We start from the raw sequence: 19,212 nt of genomic DNA, 5'->3' as shown, positions 1-19,212 counted from the left end.
AGCGCGAGCACTTCACCGGTGACCGCATCCACTGTCACCTTCCAGCGCTCATGCTCATCCTGGAGTTGGAAGCCGTACGTCCACACCAGTTCGTGGCCCAGGCCCTTGCCGAAGCCCGCGCCCGGAATGGAGACCGGCGCGACCTCCAGCGTGGGCGCCTGCCAGACGGCGGCCGGGCTCTCATAGAGGCCGAAGCGTTCGTGCGCGACGACCATCGCCCGGTCCGCGTCCACCAGCGGCATGGGCGAGAGCGCCACGTTCGTCCACGACTCGGTGCCCAGCAGAATCAGGTTACCGTGGCTGATGGTGGCCGCCAGCCGTCCATGCCGGACCGGCACGCCCTGGTGCTGCTGGACGATGGAGACCTGCCACAGGTCCGGGGTGATCTGATCCACCCGGGCCTGGCCCAGTTGGAGCATGTCCACGCCCACCGCAGCGCGGTTGGCCTCCACGAACTTGTAGACGAGGTCGACGACGACGACGCCATCCACCTTGTCCACCGAACGCCCGAGCTGTCTGCCCAGGCTGCCCAGCGTCAGCTTGTTTCCCACGCCATTGCCCGGGATGAGCGGAACGGCGCCCTGGATGTTCGCCGTGGTGCCCGTGACGGAGTCGACGTAGATCTCGAAGTTGTTCCCGTTGCGAGCGAAGAAGTCGTCCCAGACCTTCGCTACATCCGGGCTCAGCTTGGGCAGGGCCTCTTTGAGCGGCACTTGCCCACTGGCCAAGGACAGCTCAGGCGTGAAGAACGCCTGACTTGCCAGTGAGCCCTTCGGAGGAGTGGCGGGGGGGGTGAATCCCCACGCCTGGGACGTCGCCATCACTGCCATACATACGGCGGCTTTCAAGACGCTGCGCATGCAGTGCTCCTTCAGATGAAGGACCAACAGGACTCAGCATTGGCCAGGTGCGGAAGTGCGAACCCACGAGGTGGCCTCTCCTGCAGGGAAGCCACCTCGAATGAATGCGCCGTCAACGGTGGGGAGCACCTTTTCAGCGTGCCCCCTCCGCGCCGACGCCCTGGGGCGCCGCGATGGACTACAGCGGGCTCGCGCAGGTGCAGGTGCTGGACGCGCCGTAGCAGGCGGCGCTGCTGCCCGCGGCCATCACCGAGTAGCAGGTGTTGTGGCCGGTGAGCACCTCGGTGTCCACGTAGCTGGTGATCGTCACGGTGGCGACGCGCGCCTTGCCGTACGTGCAGCCGTTGACGCCGTCCGACTTCATCACCCAGTACTGTGTCGCGCCGCTGATGGGGCTCCAGCTCAGAGAGACCTGTTCAGCGGTCGGTATCACGGTGACAGTGGGCGCCGCCGTCGGGCCACCCGTACATCCGCTGTTCACCGGCGCGGGCGTAGAACAGGCGATGTTGTGGCGGCTGAACGCGGCGTGGATGGCCGTCATGTGCGGCGTGCCATCGTTGATGTTGCCGTTGTCATCATCCGCTGCCAGCCACTGCTTGTAGCCGTTGGTGGCCCCGCAGCCATCCGACGTACCCGCGGTGCAGTTGCAGGCGTGCCATGAGCCGACGTTGCCACTGCCCTGGTAGAACACCTTGTTGCCGATGTTCTGCGCCGTGTTCCAGTCGTAGTTGAACGGAGGGAGCTGGAGGTCGCGGGCGACGAAGTCCCACGCCGCCTGACGTACTGGAGACCCGGCGCAATGCACCTGCCGGCTGCACGGGCCCGTGCCGTTGGAACAGCGGGTGCAGACGAAGTTCTGCGGCGTGGTGGGCGTCGGCGGGTTGTGGACCGCGTAGTCGGCATCGCGGACGCCCGAGCAATTGGTCGCGCACCACGCGGCCCCGGTCTGCGCCTCGGTCACGTTGTAGCCCGTCCCATCCGCCGTCATCCCGCAACCATTGTTGAGGGTCTGGAAGAAGCCGTACCCCACGCACGAGGCAGGTGACCTGCCGGTGGTCGCTGTGGATGCGGGGTTGAACGGCTGGCGGTACATGGCCGCGATGTCACCGTAGGCCTCGCTGGAGTTGCTCAGCGTGCCGGCCGTGTCGTTGTCGTCCATGCCGTGGCCCCACTCATGGTCGAGCACGGCGCCAATCTCACCCGTGTTCCGGCAGCCACCGCCGCTGCGGTAGAAGTTGACCGTGGAGCCGTTCCAGAAGGCGTTGCAGGTGTTGTTGATGTTGACGTTCGCCGTCATGGACGCCTGCAGCCACGCATTGGTGGGCAGCCAGCCACGGGCGAGTTCCTTGATGCGGTTCAGCTCGTAGAACGCGGTGCGGGTCGCCCTGGTGTTTCCACCGTCGGGAGTTCCGCAAACACCATCGACTATCCCCAGAGAGATGTCGCCCCCCGGGCCCGTGGCGCTGACGCTGAGTGGACAGGTGGAAACGACGCGAAGGTAGCGGCCCGTCAGCGTCGTGGTCGCGATTTGGGGAGGACTGAACACCCCATAGCCATCCGCGAAGACACCCGGCGCGACATCGGCCCAGGGCATGGGGTAGCGCAGCTGCATCGAGCCGCAGAACGAGCCCGCGGTGCATGGCGAGGGCACGCCCGTGTTGGTGTACGGATAGACACCACCGTTGACCGAGGCGTAGTGGTTGTCGTCCTCAAGCGCGAGCACTTCACCGGTGACCGCATCCACTGTCACCTTCCAGCGCTCATGCTCATCCTGGAGTTGGAAGCCGTACGTCCACACCAGTTCGTGGCCCAGGCCCTTGCCGAAGCCCGCGCCCGGAATGGAGACCGGCGCGACCTCCAGCGTGGGCGCCTGCCAGACGGCGGCCGGGCTCTCATAGAGGCCGAAGCGCTCGTGCGCGACGACCATCGCCCGGTCCGCGTCCACCAGCGACATGGGGGCAATCTCCACGTTGGCCCACGACTCGGTGCCCAGCAGAATCAGGTTACCGTGACTGATGGTGGCCGCCAGTCGCCCATACCGGACCGGCACGCCCTGGTACTGCTGCACGATGGAGACCTGCCACAGGTCCGGGGTGATCTGATCCACCCGGGCCTGGCCCAGTTGGAGCATGTCCACGCCCACCGCGTCGCGGTTGGCCTCCACGAACTTGTAGACGAGGTCGACGACGACGACGCCATCCACATTGTCCACCGAACGCCCGAGCTGTCTGCCAAGGTTGCCCAGCGTCAGCTTGTTGCCCACGCCCTTGCCCGGGATGAGTGGAACGGCGCCCTGGATGTTCGCTGCGGTGCCCGTGACGGAGTCGACGTAGATCTCGAAGTTGTTCCCGTTACGAGCGAAGAAGTCGTCCCAGACCTTCGCCACATCGGGGCTCAGCTTGGGCAGGGCCTCGTTCAGAGGCACCTGACCACTGGCCAACGACAGCTCAGGCTTGAAGAACGCCTGGCTCGCCAGTGAGCCCTTGGGGGGTGCGGCGGGGGGGGCGAATCCCCACGCCTGGGACGTCGCCATCACTGCCATACATACGGCGGCTTTCACGACGCTGTGCATGTCGTGCTCCTTCGCGTCACACGGAATCAGCATGAAGAGGCGGCCTCCATGGAGAAGGCCGCCTCGGAACCACTTGCCGTCAACCGCGGGAGCGCCCCACTCCAGCGCGCTCCCGCCGTGCCGGTGATGTCCCGGTGAGCCGCCGGACTACAGCGGGCTCACGCAGGTGCAGGTGCTGGACGCGCCGTAGCAGGCGGCGCTGCTGCCCGCGGCCACCACCGAGTAGCAGGTGTTGTGGCCGGTGAGCACCTCGGTGTCCACGTAGCTGGTGCCCGTCACGGTGGCCGCGCGGGCCTTGCCGTACGTGCAGCCGTTGATGCCGTCGGACTTCATCACCCAGTACTGCGTCGCGCCGCTGACGGCGCCCCAGCTCAGCGACACCTGACCCGTGGCCGGCGTCACCGAAACGGTCGGCGCCGCCGTCGGGCCGCCCGTACAGCCGCTGTTCACAGCCACCGGCGTGGCACAGGCGATGTTGTGGCGGTTGAACGCGGCGTAGATGGCCGTCATGTGCGGCGTGCCATCGTTGATGTTGCCGTTGTCGTCATCCGCAGCCAGCCACTGCTTGTAGCCGTTGGTGGCCGCGCAGCCATCCGACGTGCCCGCGGTGCAGTTGCAGGCGTGCCACGAGCCGATGTTGCCGCTGCCCTGGTAGAACACCTTGTTGCCGATGTTCTGGGCCGTGTTCCAGTCGTAGTTGAACGGAGCGGACCGCAGGTCGCGGGCGATGAAGTCCCACGCCGCCTGACGCACCGGAGACGCGGCGCAGTGCGTCTGCCGGCCGCACGGCCCCGTGCCGGTGGAGCAGCGGGGGCAGACGAAGTTCTGCGGCGTGGTGGGCGTCGGCGGGTTGTGGGCCGCGTAGTCAGCGTCGCGGACACCCGAGCAGTTGGTCGCGCACCACGCGGCCCCCGCCTGCGCCTCGTTCACGTTGTAACCCGTCCCATCCGCCGTCATGCCGCAACCATTGTTGAGGGTCTGGAAGAAGCCGTAGCCCACGCACGACGCGGGAGACTGGCCGCTGGTGGGAGTGGCGGCGGGGTTGAACGGCAGGCGGTACATGGACGCGATGTCGGCGTAGGCCTCGCTGGAGTTGCTCAGCGTGCCGGCCGTGTCGTTGTCGTCCATGCCGTGGCCCCACTCGTGGTCGAACACGGCGCCAATCTCACCCGTGTTCCGGCAGCCACCACCACTGCGGTAGAAGTTGACCGTGGAGCCGTTCCAGAAGGCGTTGCAGGTGTTGTTGATGTTGACGTTGGCCGTCATGGACGCCTGCAGCCACGCGTTGGTGGGCAGCCAGCCACGGGCCAGCTCCTTGATGCGGTTCAGCTCATAGAACGCGCTGCGGGTCGCCGCGGTGTTGCCGCTCGTGGGCGTGGGGCACGTGACGGTTCCGTTCCCGAAGTTGATGTTGCCCGTGCCGGTGCCGCTGATGGCGCCGCACGTGTCGACGATCCGGATGTAGCGGCCCGCGAGTGTCGTGGTCGTCGTCCCGGCCGTGTAGTCGTAAACGCCGTAGCCGTCCGTGAAGACGTTCGTCCCGACGTTGGCCCAGGGCATGGGGTAGTTGGGCTGCAGGACGCCGCAGAACGAGCCCGCCGGGCAACCCGGGGGCGAACCCGTGTTGGTGAACGGGTAGACGCCGCCCTTCACCGACTGGTCGAAGTAGTGGTTGTCGTCCTCCAGTGCGAGCACGTCACCGGTGGCGGCATCCACCGTCACCTTCCAGCGCTCGCTCTCGTTCTGGAGCTGGAAGCCGTACGTCCACACGAGCTGGTGGCCCATGCCCTTGCCGAAGCCCGCGCCCGGAACGGAGACCGGCGCGACCTCCAGCTTGGGCGCCTGCCAGACGTCGGCCGGGCTCTCGTAGAGGCCGAAGCGCTCGTGCGCGACGACCATCGCCCGGTCCGCGTCCACCAGCGGCATGGGCGAGAGCCCCACGTTCGTCCACGACTCGGTGCCCAGCAGAATCAGGTTACCGTGGCTGATGGTGGCCGCCAGCCGTCCATACCGGACGGGGATGCCCTGGTGCTGCTGGACGATGGAGACCTGCCACAGGTCCGGGGTGATCTGATCCACCCGGGCCTGGCCCAGTTGGAGCATGTCCACGCCCACCGCGTCGCGGTTGGCCTCCACGAACTTGTAGACGAGGTCGGCGACGACGCCGCCATCCACCTTGTCCACCGAACGCCCGAGCTGCCTGCCCAGGCTGCCCAGCGTCAGCTTGTTGCCCACGCCATTGCCCGGGATGAGCGGAATGGCGCCCTGGATGTTTGCTGCGGTACCCGTGACGGAGTCGACGTAGATCTCGAAGTTGTTCCCGTTACGAGCGAAGAAGTCGTCCCAGACCTTCGCCACATCAGGGCTCAGCTTGGGCAGGGCCTCGTTCAGAGGCACCTGACCACTGGCCAGCGACAGCTCAGGCTTGAAGAACGCCTGGCTCGCCAGTGAGCCCTTGGGGGGTGCGGCGGGGGGGTCGAATCCCCACGCCTGGGACGTCGCCATCACTGCCATGAATACGGCGGCTTTCACGACGCTGCGCATGCGGTGCTCCTTCAGATGAAGGACCAACGGAACGGGGACTCCAGGGAACCGGAATGGCTCCAGGAATCCCCGGGTTGCGCATAATTCATGTTTACTTGGAGTGCGCTCCCGCAAACCACTGTGAGTGTTACCCCCTCAACAATGACTAGACGCGGTATGTGGCCGCCACCGTCTCCATCCGTGCGGCCACGTCACGCAGCGACGCGGTAATCCGCTGAGCGCTCTGCAAACCCTGCATGGACTCTTCCATCATCCGGGACAGGTCCGTCACGGCGATGAAGATCTGGGCGACGCCGGCGTTCTGCTGCGTCACGGCGGCGGCGATCTGCTGAGCGGCGGAGGCGTTGTCCTGGATGATGCCGGTCAGCTCGCGGAGGCTGTCGCCGCTGGCACGGACCTGGTCCAATCCGGTTTCAGCGCTGCCCTGGCTCTGCACGGCCAGCGTGACGGAGCCCTGGATGGACTGGCGGATGTCCTCGAGGATCTCCCGCACGCGGGCAGTGGAGGTGATGGACTGGTCCGCGAGGCTGCGAATCTCGCGCGCCACCACGCTGAAGCCCTTGCCATGCTCGCCGGAGCGAACGGCCTCGATGGCCGCGTTGAGCGCGAGCATGTTGGACTGGTCCGCCAGGTCCTTCACCGTCTGGGTGATGCCGCCAATCTGCTGGGTGCGCTCGTTGAGGGCGGAGATGCTGTCGGCCACGCGGCCCACCTGCTCACGCAGTTGTTCGAATCCCTGGAGACTCGCGGAGACGGTGGCCTCGCCGGAGCGCCCCACCTCGCGGGCTCGCGCGGTGACGCCGAGCACGGCCTGGGAGCGCTCGGCGGCCATCAGTGACGTCTGCTTGATCTCCTGGGCCGTCACCTGCGTCTCCTGGAGGGCCGCGGCCTGCTTCGTCAGGGTGCGCTCCTGCTGCGCGGCGGCGGCGGTGAGCTCCGCCACCGTCTGTCCCAACACCTTGGTGCCCTGCTGGAGGCCACGCGTGGACTCGCGCAGGTGCTCCATCATCTGGGAGAAGGAGGCGGCCAACTGCCCCACCTCGTCGCGGCGGCTGGACACCTCCACGTGCTGGGTGAGGTCGCCCTCGCGCACGACGCGGCCCACCACTTCGCTCAGCCGGGCGATGGGGCCGGTGGCCCCGCGCGCCAGGAGCCAGCCCCCCACGCCCGCGACGACAAGCGAGAGCACCGTCAGGGCGATGGCCCCCCTGCTCGCTTGCTCCAGCGGCGCGTAGGCGTCCTCCGGGTCCACCGTGGCCACGAAGCGCCAGCCATCGCCGACGTCACGGACCGCGTTCTCGTTGATGGACTCCACGCTGACGACATCATCGGGACGCGAGAGGTCGCGCTCGTGCGTGTCGAAGAGGCTCATGCCGTCCGCGCCGAGTATCTCCAGCGCGAAGCTCCGCTGGCCTCGGGCCCGGGAGCGCTCCAGCGCGGGGGCCACCACCTGCCCCACCTGGCTCCACTCGTAGGCGGCCAGGAGCACACCGATGCGCGCGCCACTGATGGGGCTCAGCACGGGCACCGCGAGCGGCAGCACCGTCCGCTCGAAGAACGGGTCCACCTTCGTGAAGCCCGTGGTGTCCAGCGTCCCGTTCAGCGCGGCGCGAAACCAGGCAGAGGCGCGCACCTCGCCCTCATGTCCCTCGTAGGCCTTGCGAAGCCGCGCCTCGCTGGCGGACACGGCGCGGCCGTCCTCGGTGAAGAGCACGAGGCCCGCGAAGGTCGGGTGACGCTTCTCCAGGGCAACGAGCACCGCGTCGCTCTTGTCGAAGGTGTCGAAGAGCAGCGCGCCGCGGAGGATGGCGTCTTCCGACCAGCTCCGGACGTTGGCCTCGCGCTCCGCCAGCGTGGACTCGACGAGGTCCCTGAGGCCCTGGGCCTCCACCCTCAAGGTCGCGTGGATCTGCTCCTGCAGGTTGTCGGAGATGAAGAGCCGGCCGAGGATGTTGAGCGGCAGCAACGCGAAGAGCGTGAGCAGGGAGACCGCCAGCGTCAGGCGGGTGCGGAGGGAGAGGGCGTCGAGCAGGCGCATGGCGGTCCGCGTGAGTCTTCAGAGGTCCAGCAGGGAGATTCCGACGGTGACGGCGCCGATGACACGGCCACGGTCGCGGACAGGAAGGGAGACCTGGATGACGTAGGCCTGCGAGGACTCGTCGAAGAAGGGGTGCTCGCGCAGCACCCGCCCCTGCTTGAACGGCACCCGGAACTTGTCTTCGTCACCCTGCCAGTAATCGGACGTCCGCCGAGTGGCGCCCACCAGCGCGCCCTGGCGATCCATCACGAACGCCTCCGCAACCTTGTCGCGGCCCAGGGAGATACGGTGGCGAGCAAGCACCCGTGAGCAGGCGGCGTCGAGCACGCGCTGCTTGAAGGGCGTCATCGCCGGAGTGGCGAGCCACGCGTCATCATCCGCGCGAATGGAGACCAGTGAAGCCCCGCGCGCGTTCTGGGCGAGCACCGCCTGAACCAGCTCCGGGTCCACGGCCATCCGCTGGAGCGCCGGCATCAGCCGCTCCACCTTCTCGAGCTGCGCGATGCCGTCCGGGGGCATCCCCGCGAGCACCGTGAGCATCATGCCGAAACAACACATCCCCACCTCAACGCATCCGCACGCTGTATCGGCGAGACTGACTTCCCCCTCTGCGCCGGCGGATTCGCCAGACGATACATGAATGAGACATCACCCGTGAGACAGGAAGGCAGAGGGGCCCTCACCCTCCAGGTCCGAACCCGCTCGCTTGGAGCCATCTGGACCCAGGGGCAAAGCCCCCAGTTCCTCCGCGAATTTCCAGGTCCTCGCGAGGTGCCGCGCTGTCGGAGGGCGCGGCGAGAGCCTCAGCGCACTGTTTGAGCGAAGTGCTCCGCGAGCCGCTGGAGCAGCTCGGTGTTCTCCCGCTCGGCGGACTCCAGCTTGGGCAGCTGCGCCTTCAGCTCCGCGAGGTCCTTGCCGCGCTGGCGAAGGTCTTCCGCGCCCAGCTCCAGCCAGCGCCCCATCTCCCGAGCCGTCAGCTCCAGATGGAACTGGAAACCGAACGACGCGCCCAGCCGGAAGGCCTGTTGCACGTAGCGGTCCGTGGAGGCCAGCAGCGTGGCGCCGGGCACGGCCTTGTACGTGTCACCATGCCAGTGCGCGACGACGGTGCGGGGGCGCACGCCGGCGATGACCGTGTCGCGCACGCCCTCCGCGGTCCAACGCACCGGGCCTACGCCCACCTCGAAGCCATTCTTTCCCGCGAAGACCTCGGCGCCCGCCGCGTCGGCGAGCAACTGCGCGCCCAGGCAGATGCCCAGAGACGGGCGCTCGTTGGCCAGTCGCTCGCGGAGGATGGCCAGCTCCTCGCGCAGGAACGGGTGCTGGTCCGCCTCGTAGACGCCCATGGGGCCGCCCATCACCACCACCAGCTCCGCGTCCACGTCGTCGTGACGCGCGGAGCGGAAGCGGTTGACGAGGGTGAAGCCCGCCTTCGTCAGCGCCGGCCCCAGAAGTCCCACGCCCTCGTGCTCCTCGTGCTGGTACACCACCGCGCGCATCGTCACGACCTCCGTGTCCACCGTCGCGCGGAGCCTACCTGGAATCCCGAGGGCGAGGCGCGTGTGCCGCACGTCGTCGCTCGCGACCTGCCTCGCGCGGCAATCACCGCGCGAGTCACTCACGGAGCGGTGGCACCCCCGCGCTACTTCGCCTTGTCGCCCTTGAGGATGCGCAGCAGTCCCTCTTGCGCCACGGAGGCGACGAGGCGTCCGTCGCGCGTGTAGACGGAGCCTCGCGCCAGGCCTCGCGCGTTGCCCGCCCACGGGCTGTCCATGACGTAGAGCAGCCAGTCATTCACCTTCAGGTCACCATGGAACCAGAGGGCGTGGTCCAGGCTCGCGCCGATGACTTGCGGCTGGAAGAAGCTGGCCGCGTGCGGCAGCAGCACGGTGCTGATGAGGTTGAAGTCGGACGCGTACGCCAGCACGTACTTGTGGACCTGGGGGTCCTCCGGAAGCTCGCCGTCGGCGCGAATCCACACCGCCTTGCTCGGCTCGTCCGGCACCGGATTGAACGGGTCCATGTACGCCACCGGTCGCATCTCGATGGGCTTGTCGCAGAGGATCTTCTCGCGCAGCCGCGCCGGAATCCTGTCCGCCTGACGCAGCAGCAGCTCCAGGTCCGTGGGCAGGCTCTCCGGGGGCGGCACGTCCGGCATGGGGGCCTGGTGCGCGTAACCGACCTCGTCTCCGTGGAAGGACGCCATCATCGTGAAGATGGGTTGTCCCTTCTGGATGGCGACGATGCGCCGCGTGCTGATGCTTCCGCCGTCGCGCACCCGGTCCACCGTGTAGACGACGGGAAGGCTCGCGTCGCCGGGGCGCAGGAAGTAGCCATGCAGCGAGTGGACATGCCGCGCGGGCTCCACCGTCTGGCTGGCCGCCGACAGCGCCTGCCCCAGCACCTGCCCACCGAAGAGCTGGCGGAAGCCCAGGTCCTGGCTCCTCCCGCGAAACAGATTCTCCTCGATGACCTCCAGCTTGAGGAGTTCCAGCAGTTCGTCCAGGACTCGGCTCATGGAGGCCCCTCCTAGCCGACCCCGGCCGCGCCTGTCTCGCCCCGCGTGAGCCCGCCGTGCGCCGGAGGACGCCCTGGCCGGGCGCGGAAGGAATGGCATGCTCCGCCAGCCGTTGAGGAAACAGTCTCCCCTCTTCCCGCGAGCGCTCCCTTGCCCCGTTCCGTCCTGCTGACCTCGCTGTTGCTGCTGCCGTCGCTCGCCCCCGCCGCGGAGCCATCCCCCGAAGTGAAGCGCTGGTGGAGCCACGTCCAGTTCCTCGCGGACGACCGCCTGCGAGGGCGCGACACGGGAAGCGAAGGCCACCGCGAGGCCGCGGCGTACGTGGCCGAGCAGCTTGCGGGCCTCGGCGTGAAGCCCGGCGCTGGCGAGGGCTACCTCCAGGAGGTGGCGCTGGTGTCGAGGCGACTGGTGGATGCGCGCTCGCGGCTGACGCTGGTGCGCGAGGGCAAGCGCACGCCGCTCGTCGTCGGTCGCGAGGCCCTCATCTCCCCGCGCCAGGGCGAGTCGGGTCAGCTGGACGCCCCCCTGGTGTTCGTGGGCCATGGCCTCTCCATCCCGGAGGCGAACCATGACGACTTCGCGGGCGTGGACCTCCAGGGCAAGCTGGCCGTCTTCATCTACGGAGGCCCCGCTCACATCCCCGGCCCCCTGAGGGCCCACCACAGCTCCGCTGCGGAGCGGGTCAAGGCGCTGAAGAAGGCGGGCGCCGTGGGCGCCGTGGTGCTCCTGAATCCGAAGAACATGGAGACGCCCTGGTCCCGCTCCGCCCTGTCGCGCCTCCAGCCGGCGATGAACTTCGCGGACACCTCGCTGGACGACACGTCCGGCCTCCAGGTGAGCGTCTCCTTCAACCCGGAGCACGCCGAGAAGCTGTTCACCGGAAGCCCGCACTCGTTCAAGGAGCTGCTCGCGCTGGCGGACGCGAGCAAGCCGCTGCCGCGCTTCGAGCTGCCCACGCGCCTCCAGTCGAGCGCCGAGTGGGTCTCCACTCCCGTGACATCCGTCAACGTCGTGGGCGTGCTTCCGGGCAGCGATCCGGTGCTGGCCAAGGAGTACGTCGTCCTCACCGCGCACCTGGACCACGTGGGCGTGGGAGCGCCCATCAACGGCGACGCCATCTACAACGGCGCCATGGACAACGCGACGGGCGTGGCCGCCGTGCTGGAGGTGGCCCGCGCGCTCCAGGCCCAGAAGCCCCAGCGCTCCATCCTCTTCGTGCTGGTGACGGGTGAGGAGAAGGGGCTGATCGGCTCGCGCTACTTCGCCGCGCACCCCACCGTGCCCCGCGACGCCATCGTCGCGAACTTCAACCTGGACATGTTCCTGCCGCTGTTCGACTTCACCCGCGTGGTGGCCTACGGCCAGGACGAATCGACGCTGCTCGCGCCCCTGCGGGAGGTCGCCACGGCGCACGGCGTGAAGCTCCAGCCCGACCCCAACCCCAGCAGCATGACCTTCATCCGCAGCGACCAGTACGCCTTCATCCGCCAGGGCGTGCCAGCCCTGTCCTTCAAGTTCGGCTACGCGCCGGGCTCCCCCGAGGAGCGCACCTTCAAGGACTGGTACACGCGCCACTACCACGCCCCCTCGGACGACCTGCGCCAGCCCATCCACAAGGACGGCGCCATCAAGTTCGTCCAGCTGCTCACCGACCTGACGCGCACCGTGGCCAACGCGCCCGAGCGACCGCGCTGGAACGACAACAGCTTCTTCCGCCGCTTCGCGCGCACCAACACCCCGGATGGCAAACAGGACACCCCCCTGAGCAATCCGTGACACCATCCCCGCACGGCCCTGGTAACACGCGTACAGGTGTAGCTTTCCATCGATGTGACAAATGAATGACGCCCGGCGTCATGGCCGAGTGCGCGTCGTCGCAAATCGCCAGGGGGTGGCTTGAAGCGAGACACCCGTTTGCGCCACGCTTGATTGCACTTGAGACATCAGCGCGGCGCGGGCGACGAAACGCCCGAAAATTGGCGGGGGGCGAATGCAGTCAAACGTATTCACCGCGGTACTGATTCCACTGTCGTTGGCCGTCATCATGCTCGGCCTGGGACTGTCGCTGACGCTCGCGGACTTCAAGCGCGTCATCGTCTACCCGCGAGCGGTGATTGTGGGGCTCGTGTGCCAGATGCTGGTGCTTCCCGCCGGCTGCGCGCTCATCGCCCATGCCTTCGGCCTGGGACCCGAGCTGGCGGTGGGGCTGATGTTGCTCGCGGCGTCTCCTGGAGGAGCGACGGCGAACCTCTTCAGCCACCTGGCCCGCGGTGACGTCGCCCTCAACATCACGCTGACGGCGGTGAACAGCGCGCTGACGCTCGTCACCCTGCCCCTCATCGTCAACCTGTCACTGATGCACTTCATGGGGGAGGACCGCGCGGTCCCCATGCAGTTCTCCAAGGTGCTCCAGGTCTTCATCATCGTGCTGGGCCCGGTGAGCATCGGCATGCTCATCCGCTCGCGCAAGCCGGGCATCGCCCAGTCCCTGGACAAGCCCATCCGCCTGATGTCCGCCGCGTTCCTGGCGGTCGTCATCGCCGCCGCCGTCTACCAGGAGCGCGCGCACATCGGCGCGTACTTCAAGCAGGTGGGGCTGGCCGCGCTGAGCTTCAACGTGCTGAGCATGGCCATCGGCTACGTCACGCCGCTGTTGTTCCGCCTGCCGCGTCGTCAGGCCGTGGCCATCGGCATGGAGATTGGCATCCACAACGGCATCCTCGCGATGACCATCGCCATGAGTCCGCTGCTGCTCGGCAACGCGACCATGGCCATCCCTCCGGCCATCTACAGCATCGTCATGTACTTCACGGCGGCCATCTTCGGCTACGCGGTGACGCGTCGCCACACGGACGAACAGACGAGTCCCGAAGCCTCTCCCAGTCGTTCTTGAACCGCTGAGCCGCGGTCTGCCTCGCCGCGGTCCCCCCTCACTCCCGAGGAAGTGTCGAGATGATGCTCAAGCGTCTATCGCTGTCCTTTTGCACGCTCTGCCTGAGCCTGGGCCTGGTGTCTCCCGCAGCCGCGCAGCAGCCCAGCGCCGCCACCCCCACCCCGTCGGACGTTCCGACGCCGGGTACGCCGCAGCCACCGGAGGTCACGCCGGCCAATCAGCCGTCCCCGCTTCCCCTGCCCCGCCCCATCCCCAACGTCCGGTTGTACCTGACGAGCTTCAACCTCTTCCGCGTCAACCCCATTGGCCTGGAGACGCAGAACCGCCTGGTCATCCAGAAGCGGCTGTTCGACAGCGAGTCGCCGGTGATGCGCGACACGTTCGTCAACGCCGCGGCCCTCATCAAGGCCAACCCCGCCTCGCTCAAGGTGGGCCCGCAGTTCGAAATCCAGCCCATCGCCCTGCTCAACGTGCGCGCCAGCTACGAGTACACGCGCTTCCTGGGCACCATGGGCTTCCTCCAGTCGTATCCGAACCCGCTGCAGGACTTCTCGGATGACGCCCTGGACCTGCGCGAGGACAACGCCTACAGCACCAGCGGCCACCACTTCCTGGTGGAGCCGACGCTCCAGGCGAAGGTCGGCCCCATCGCGGTGCGCGCCAAGTTCAGCCTGGAGTACTGGAACCTGACGCTGCGCGATGGCGCGACGACGTTCTACGACCCGATGCTGGACTCGCTTCTGGCCGGCAAGGGCTGGGTCTTCACCAACGACTCGGACGTCGTCTACCTGTCCGGGCAGTGGATGGTGGGGGCGCGCTTCAGCGCCGTCTGGCCCCGTTACAACGAGGACCAGGGCGTCTCCGGCAACACCACCGTCGACAACAGCCACATGCGCGTGGGCCCGGTCGCCTCGTATGCCTTCAACACCGACGAGGGGACCATGTTCAACCGCCCCACGGTGCTCGGCATGGTGGCCTGGTACCTGAAGCACCCGAGCCGGCAGGAGGCCATGCCGTTCATGCTCCTCGGGTTCGCCTTCAACTCGGACCTGCTGGGCGGGCGCTAAGTCGTCCCAGCCGCGCTGAGCAGGAACCGCTCGCGAGGCCACACCGCGTGGCCTCGCGGAACGGGTGGGAAGCAAGGGCCGGAAGGCCCGTCCTTCCCGCCCGGGTTGTCAGTGGGCGTCGTCCGGGCCGTGCGCGTGGCCGTGCTCCAGCTCCTCGGCCGTCGCGGCGCGGACCTCGCGCACGGTGACGTCGAAGTGCAGCGTCTTGCCGGCGAGCGGGTGGTTGTAGTCCACCACCACGGTGTCGCCGCGAATCTCCTTGATGAGGAAGTCCACCTCGTCCCCCTCGGGGTCCGTGGCGGTCAGGATGCCGCCCTCGGTCAGCTCCAGGCCCTCCGGGAACTCTCCCCGGGGAACTTCCTCGATGCCTTCGGGGTCATGCGGCCCGTAACCATCCTCGGGGGGGATGACCACTGACAGGGAGTCCCCCTTGGCCTTGCCCTCCAGGGCCTTCTCCAGACCGGGGACGACCTCCTCGTGGCCCTGCAGATAGACGAGCGGATCTCCAGGCTCGCTCTCGTCCACCATCTTCCCATCGCCAAGGTGGAGCCGGAAGTCGATGGAGACGACACTGTCCTTCGTGATTTTCATGGCGCCTCTCTTAGCGCAGGCCGGGGTCCAACGCTCCCATCATGTGCTCGGTCGACCTGCGGGTGGGCATGGGAGCGAGCCCACTCGCCCGAAACCGGACGCAAGGGTTTTCAGGGGCCTGAGCGCGGTGGTCGGGCACTCAGGTCCAGCGCGCGGCTCCGAGTACTCCGCTCGATGCGACCCTCCAGACGAACGATGCGGCGCCGGTGGTCTTCCGGCAACTCCGCCGCCGCCGACAAGCGCGCGTGGCTCAGCGCGCCCGCGAGGTCCTTGAGGGAGTGCTCGTACAGCTTGGTGAGTTCCAGGTGCAGCGTCGCCGCCTGGAATCCTCGAGCCGTGACCAGGGCCTGGAGCAGGTGTTCGGCCGCGACGAGGGGCTCCCCCGCCATGCGGGCCAGCCGGGATGCCAGGGCATGGGCCTCCACCCCCACCGTGCCGGAGCCACCCGTCGCCGCCTGGGCGAAGGCCCGCGCCCGAGCATGGTCTCCCGCCCGGAGCGCGACTCCCGCGAAGCCCAGGAGATCCCGGGGGTCCTCACCAGGGAGCACGGCGGTGCCGTCCCCTGCCCGGAAGCGGCGCACCAGTTCTCCCAGGAGCGCGGCCAACAGGAGCAAGTCGTTGGCGTTGTGCTCCAACACGGGCGTCAGCGCCGAGCCGTCCCCGCCGCGCAGATAGCGGAAGTACAGCTCCGGAATCAGCGAGCCGTCCACGTCGTCGACGCGGCGGTGTCCGAGCACCTGCTCCTCCACGTGGACCAGGCGCGTGCCCGCCCCCCGGTGCTTGAAGACGCGGCGAGCGCAGTGCAGCAGGTCCAGGTGCGGCAGCTCCGGGGGCGTCGCGACGCGGTTGAGCACGAAGCGCGTGCGCAAGAGCGGCCAGTCGAAGCTCTTGCCGTTGAAGGTGACCAGGCACGACGACATGGCCATGCGCGCGGCGAGCACGCGCAGCATGGGGGCCTCCTCGCCCAGCTTGCGCAGGAAGAGCTGGTGGACGCGCAGCGAGCGGCCCTCGAACCACGCGAGCCCCACGAGGAAGGGCACGGTGCCGGTGCCGCCGGCGAGCCCCGTGGTCTCCGTGTCCAGGAAGAGCATCCGCTGGAAGTCCACCCCCGCCAGCTCCTCGTGCAGCGCGAGCCGGGCGACCAGGGCCCCCTCGACATCCAGCGCCCCGGCCACAGGCGCGGTGCCATGCCGATGCTCCGAGGACAGCAGGGTCTCCGACACATGGACCGTCCCGTGCGGCGTCTCCTGGGGGATGACGGGAAGCGGTCCCGGACGAGGCTTCGCGGGAGCCGGGCCTCGGCGCGCGGCCGTCTGCCCCTGACGCTCGGACCAGTCCGCGAGCATCCGCCGGAGGGCCTCGATGCGAGGGTCCTTCGGAGAGGAGGGCTCGGTGTCCGACGGAGCCTCTGGGACACCCCGCCGCGCCGTGGCCGCGCCGTCTTCGGGCGGACTTGTGGGTGACGAAGCCTCCGAGGTCACACCATCGACGGGCGTGACAGGCGGCCCATCGACTCGCGCCAGGTCCTCCGCGCGAGGAGGAGGCTCGGGCAGCGTGGCCACGCGATTCGTCGCGGGCTTGCCTCCCGGGCCTACCCCCGTCAGTCGCGCCAGCTTTCGCTTGAGGTCCACGCGCCGGGTCTCCGTCTACTGCACGCCAGCGATACCGAGCACCGACAGGAGCTCCAGCCCCAGTCGCTTGCGCGGATGCGGATCCACCGGAGCCTGTCCGGGCATGACGCCCGAGGCGGGACCGATGCAGGCAGGGCAACCCTCCTCGCAAGCGCAGGACTCCAGCAGGCGCCGCGCGCGCACGAGCAGCTCGTCCCGCTGGTCGAACAGCCGCGCGGCCAGGCCCACGCCGCCGGGCACGTTGTCGTAGAGGAAGATGGTGGGGTCGAACCCCACGCCACCGTCCTTGCGCGGAGGCCCGTCCGCGTCGTCGCGGCTGCCGAGCGTCTTGCCCACGTCCCTCGGGTCGATCATCAACCCCACGCACGCCACGGTCCGCAGCGCGGTGGCCACGCCGCGGAGCGCGTCGATGACGGCCGGGCGCGGTGAATTCATCGAGCGCACCACCGACTCCGGCACCGTCAGCCAGAGCGACGTGGTGTGCATCTGCATCTCCGGGAGCGCCACGTCGCCGTAACCGACGTTCTCATGCGTGTGGTACTTGATCTTCTTGTAGCCCACCACCTTCTCGATGACGCTCACCTCGCCCATGCCGGCCTGGAGCTCCGGGCCCATGGGCGCGCTCTGGTCCTCCTGGATGACATTCACGCGCACGTACGTCATCGCGTCCGTGAAGTAGTCCGGCGCCACCTTGCGGACGAAGGCCTTGTGGTTGTCGTAGTCGAACTGCTCGACCTGATACTGCTCACCCTCGTGCTGGTAGATGGCCTGCTCGTGCAGCATCGTGTGCGCCGAGCGGAAGTCCATCTCCGCCAGCGTCCGGTCCGTGCCGCGCTCGATGATGACGACGTTGTCCCAGCCCACGCTGCGCAGGGACACGTGGTTGGCCGGGTACGCATCCGAAGACCAGTGGAACACGCGCCGGCCACCCTCCCCGGCCGTCGGATGCACCACCTCGTGCTGCGCGAGGAACCCCAGCGCCTCCGCCGTGGACTCCGGCGGCACGTCCCCGAAGGGCTCGCCCTCCTCGAAGGGCAGCTCGAAGGAGGCGCACTTGAGGTGCTGGACGAGAATCTCCACGTTGTCCGGGTCGATGCGCGCATGCTCCACCGGCGCGCCGATGAGGAAACGCGGGTCCGCCGCGAGGTACTGGTCCAGCGGGGCACTCGACGTCACGAGCAGGGCCAGGCTGCCCGCGCCTCGACGCCCCGCTCGACCGAAGCGCTGCATCAGCGCGGCGACCGAGCCTGGGTAGCCCGCGCACACCACCGCATCCAGCGAGCCGATGTCGATGCCCAGCTCCAGCGCGTTGGTGGCGACGACACAGCGCACGTCACCCGCGCGCAGCGCCGCCTCCGTGGCCCTGCGCGTGCCCGGCAGGTAGCCGCCCCGGTAGCCCTGGATGAGCGACGGGTCCAACTTCTCCTCGACGAACCTGTCCCGCAGGTACTTGAGCATCACCTCGATGTTGTTGCGCGACTGGCCGAACAGCAGCGTGGACACGCCCGCGCGCACCAGGTCCGCCGTCAGACGCACCGACGTCTTCAGATAGCTGGCGCGGATGCCCAGCTCCGCGTTGACCACGGGCGGGTTGAAGACCATGACCCGCCGCTCTCCGGACGGGGCGCCGCTCTCCGAGACGAGCTCGACGTCAGTCCCGAGCATCCGCCGTGCATGTGCCTGGGGATTGCCAATGGTGGCCGAGGCCGCGATGAACACCGGGTCCGAGCCATGGAAGCGCGCCACGCGTCGCAGCCGGCGCAGGACGTTGGCCAGATGCGAGCCGAAGACACCGCGGTACGTGTGCAGCTCGTCGATGACGACGTAGCGCAGGTTGGAGAACAGGCGCGCCCAGCTCGCGTGATGCGGGAGGATGCCCGTATGCAGCATGTCCGGGTTGGTGAGAAGGACGCCCCCGCGCTCCCGAGCCGCTCGACGCGCATCCGCCGGAGTGTCGCCGTCGAAGGTGATGGCGCCGTGGGACAGCCCCGCCTCGCGCATGAACGCGCGCAGGGACTCTTCCTGGTCTCTCGACAGCGCCTTGGTGGGAAACAGGTACAGGGCCCGTGCCTGCGGCTCCCGCGCGAAGCGATCCAACAGCGGCAGGTTGTAGCAGAGGCTCTTGCCGGAGGCCGTTGGCGTAGCAATGACCAGGTTCTTGCCGGCGCGGGCCAGGCGGAAGGCCTCGGCCTGATGGGAGAAGAGCTGCTCGACGCCCCGCTGGCGAAGGGCCTCGCGGACCTGGGGGGCCACCTCGTCGGGGATGGGGGCGAAGGAGCCCACCCGGGCGGGCGTCGCCTCGTCGAGCGAGAAGCAGGGCCCCAGCCCCTTGTCCGCCTTCCACTGCTGAAGCACGGTGTCCAGGCCCCGGGGGGCGTTCCAGGGGGTGCGGCGGGGGCCACCAAAGGCCCCTTCTTCCTTCTCGAACTTCATGGGTCGGGCACTGTACAGGCGTGTACCCGCCCGGACAACGCGAACGCGCCCAGGGCGCGCGGGAC

Annotated in this window: 12 protein-coding genes and 1 pseudogene; 3 read left to right on the top strand and 10 right to left on the bottom strand. The window is 68.4% G+C overall.

What is annotated here, in order from left to right; genetic code table 11:
- The 7 genes and pseudogenes from HUA74_RS37095 to tesB all read right to left on the bottom strand — a co-directional run.
- A pseudogene (locus tag HUA74_RS37095) lies at window positions 1-728 on the bottom strand (endopeptidase); the annotation flags it as partial.
- Between the two features lie 310 nt (window positions 729-1,038).
- Window positions 1,039-3,465: a hypothetical protein gene (locus tag HUA74_RS37090; protein WP_174458363.1), complete on the bottom strand. Its 2,427-nt coding sequence runs from the start codon at window positions 3,463-3,465 to the stop codon at window positions 1,039-1,041.
- A 114-nt stretch (window positions 3,466-3,579) separates the two neighbouring features.
- Window positions 3,580-5,976 carry a hypothetical protein gene (locus tag HUA74_RS37085; protein ID WP_174458362.1) on the bottom strand — a complete coding sequence of 799 codons (2,397 nt, stop codon included), beginning with the start codon at window positions 5,974-5,976 and terminating at the stop codon, window positions 3,580-3,582.
- A 145-nt stretch (window positions 5,977-6,121) separates the two neighbouring features.
- Window positions 6,122-8,014, bottom strand: a complete 1,893-nt coding sequence (locus HUA74_RS37080; protein WP_174458361.1) for a methyl-accepting chemotaxis protein — start codon at window positions 8,012-8,014, stop codon at window positions 6,122-6,124.
- Between the two features lie 18 nt (window positions 8,015-8,032).
- Window positions 8,033-8,557, bottom strand: coding sequence for a PDC sensor domain-containing protein (locus HUA74_RS37075; protein ID WP_254625427.1), 525 nt, complete (start codon window positions 8,555-8,557; stop codon window positions 8,033-8,035).
- 260 nt (window positions 8,558-8,817) lie between these two features.
- On the bottom strand, window positions 8,818-9,513 hold the full coding sequence (locus HUA74_RS37070) for a glutamine amidotransferase (RefSeq protein ID WP_141646595.1): 696 nt from the start codon (window positions 9,511-9,513) through the stop codon (window positions 8,818-8,820).
- Between the two features lie 143 nt (window positions 9,514-9,656).
- Window positions 9,657-10,532 carry an acyl-CoA thioesterase II gene (tesB, locus tag HUA74_RS37065; protein WP_174458359.1) on the bottom strand — a complete coding sequence of 292 codons (876 nt, stop codon included), beginning with the start codon at window positions 10,530-10,532 and terminating at the stop codon, window positions 9,657-9,659.
- A gap of 150 nt (window positions 10,533-10,682) precedes the next feature.
- Here tesB and HUA74_RS37060 point away from each other — a divergent pair, with 150 nt between their 5' ends.
- The 3 genes from HUA74_RS37060 (at window position 10,683) to HUA74_RS37050 (ending at window position 14,492) form a co-directional block, all read left to right on the top strand.
- The gene (locus HUA74_RS37060; RefSeq protein WP_174458358.1) at window positions 10,683-12,308 is read left to right on the top strand and encodes a M28 family metallopeptidase; all 1,626 of its coding nucleotides are present in this window, start codon (window positions 10,683-10,685) and stop codon (window positions 12,306-12,308) included.
- Between the two features lie 214 nt (window positions 12,309-12,522).
- The gene (locus HUA74_RS37055) at window positions 12,523-13,425 is read left to right on the top strand and encodes a bile acid:sodium symporter family protein (RefSeq protein ID WP_141646594.1); all 903 of its coding nucleotides are present in this window, start codon (window positions 12,523-12,525) and stop codon (window positions 13,423-13,425) included.
- A 59-nt stretch (window positions 13,426-13,484) separates the two neighbouring features.
- Complete coding sequence (locus tag HUA74_RS37050) at window positions 13,485-14,492, top strand: hypothetical protein (protein ID WP_254614779.1); 1,008 nt, start codon at window positions 13,485-13,487, stop codon at window positions 14,490-14,492.
- A gap of 108 nt (window positions 14,493-14,600) precedes the next feature.
- On the opposite strand, the gene HUA74_RS37045 is transcribed toward HUA74_RS37050, so the two are convergent.
- From HUA74_RS37045 to HUA74_RS37035, 3 genes are all read right to left on the bottom strand, one after another.
- Window positions 14,601-15,083, bottom strand: a complete 483-nt coding sequence (locus HUA74_RS37045) for a peptidylprolyl isomerase (protein ID WP_141649092.1) — start codon at window positions 15,081-15,083, stop codon at window positions 14,601-14,603.
- A gap of 110 nt (window positions 15,084-15,193) precedes the next feature.
- Window positions 15,194-16,714 carry a ribonuclease H-like domain-containing protein gene (locus HUA74_RS37040; RefSeq protein WP_174458357.1) on the bottom strand — a complete coding sequence of 507 codons (1,521 nt, stop codon included), beginning with the start codon at window positions 16,712-16,714 and terminating at the stop codon, window positions 15,194-15,196.
- 15 nt (window positions 16,715-16,729) lie between these two features.
- Window positions 16,730-19,147, bottom strand: coding sequence for a DEAD/DEAH box helicase (locus HUA74_RS37035; protein WP_254625426.1), 2,418 nt, complete (start codon window positions 19,145-19,147; stop codon window positions 16,730-16,732).
- Window positions 19,148-19,212 lie beyond the last annotated feature (65 nt).

The organism is Myxococcus sp. CA051A (genome assembly GCF_013336705.1).
In the GTDB taxonomy this organism is placed as follows: Bacteria; Myxococcota; Myxococcia; order Myxococcales; family Myxococcaceae; genus Myxococcus; species Myxococcus llanfairpwllgwyngyllgogerychwyrndrobwllllantysiliogogogochensis.
The sequence above is the reverse complement of the archived record's forward strand: the minus strand, read 5'-3'. Positions and strand labels throughout refer to the sequence as shown.

Coding starts and splice junctions, on each gene's coding strand:
- HUA74_RS37090 (WP_174458363.1), bottom strand. CDS start 3,465: ATGCTGATTCCGTGTGACGCGAAGGAGCACGACATGCACAGCGTCGTG.
- HUA74_RS37085 (WP_174458362.1), bottom strand. CDS start 5,976: ATGCGCAGCGTCGTGAAAGCCGCCGTATTCATGGCAGTGATGGCGACG.
- HUA74_RS37080 (WP_174458361.1), bottom strand. CDS start 8,014: ATGCGCCTGCTCGACGCCCTCTCCCTCCGCACCCGCCTGACGCTGGCG.
- HUA74_RS37075 (WP_254625427.1), bottom strand. CDS start 8,557: ATGATGCTCACGGTGCTCGCGGGGATGCCCCCGGACGGCATCGCGCAG.
- HUA74_RS37070 (WP_141646595.1), bottom strand. CDS start 9,513: ATGCGCGCGGTGGTGTACCAGCACGAGGAGCACGAGGGCGTGGGACTT.
- tesB (WP_174458359.1), bottom strand. CDS start 10,532: ATGAGCCGAGTCCTGGACGAACTGCTGGAACTCCTCAAGCTGGAGGTC.
- HUA74_RS37055 (WP_141646594.1), top strand. CDS start 12,523: ATGCAGTCAAACGTATTCACCGCGGTACTGATTCCACTGTCGTTGGCC.
- HUA74_RS37050 (WP_254614779.1), top strand. CDS start 13,485: ATGATGCTCAAGCGTCTATCGCTGTCCTTTTGCACGCTCTGCCTGAGC.
- HUA74_RS37045 (WP_141649092.1), bottom strand. CDS start 15,083: ATGAAAATCACGAAGGACAGTGTCGTCTCCATCGACTTCCGGCTCCAC.
- HUA74_RS37035 (WP_254625426.1), bottom strand. CDS start 19,147: ATGAAGTTCGAGAAGGAAGAAGGGGCCTTTGGTGGCCCCCGCCGCACC.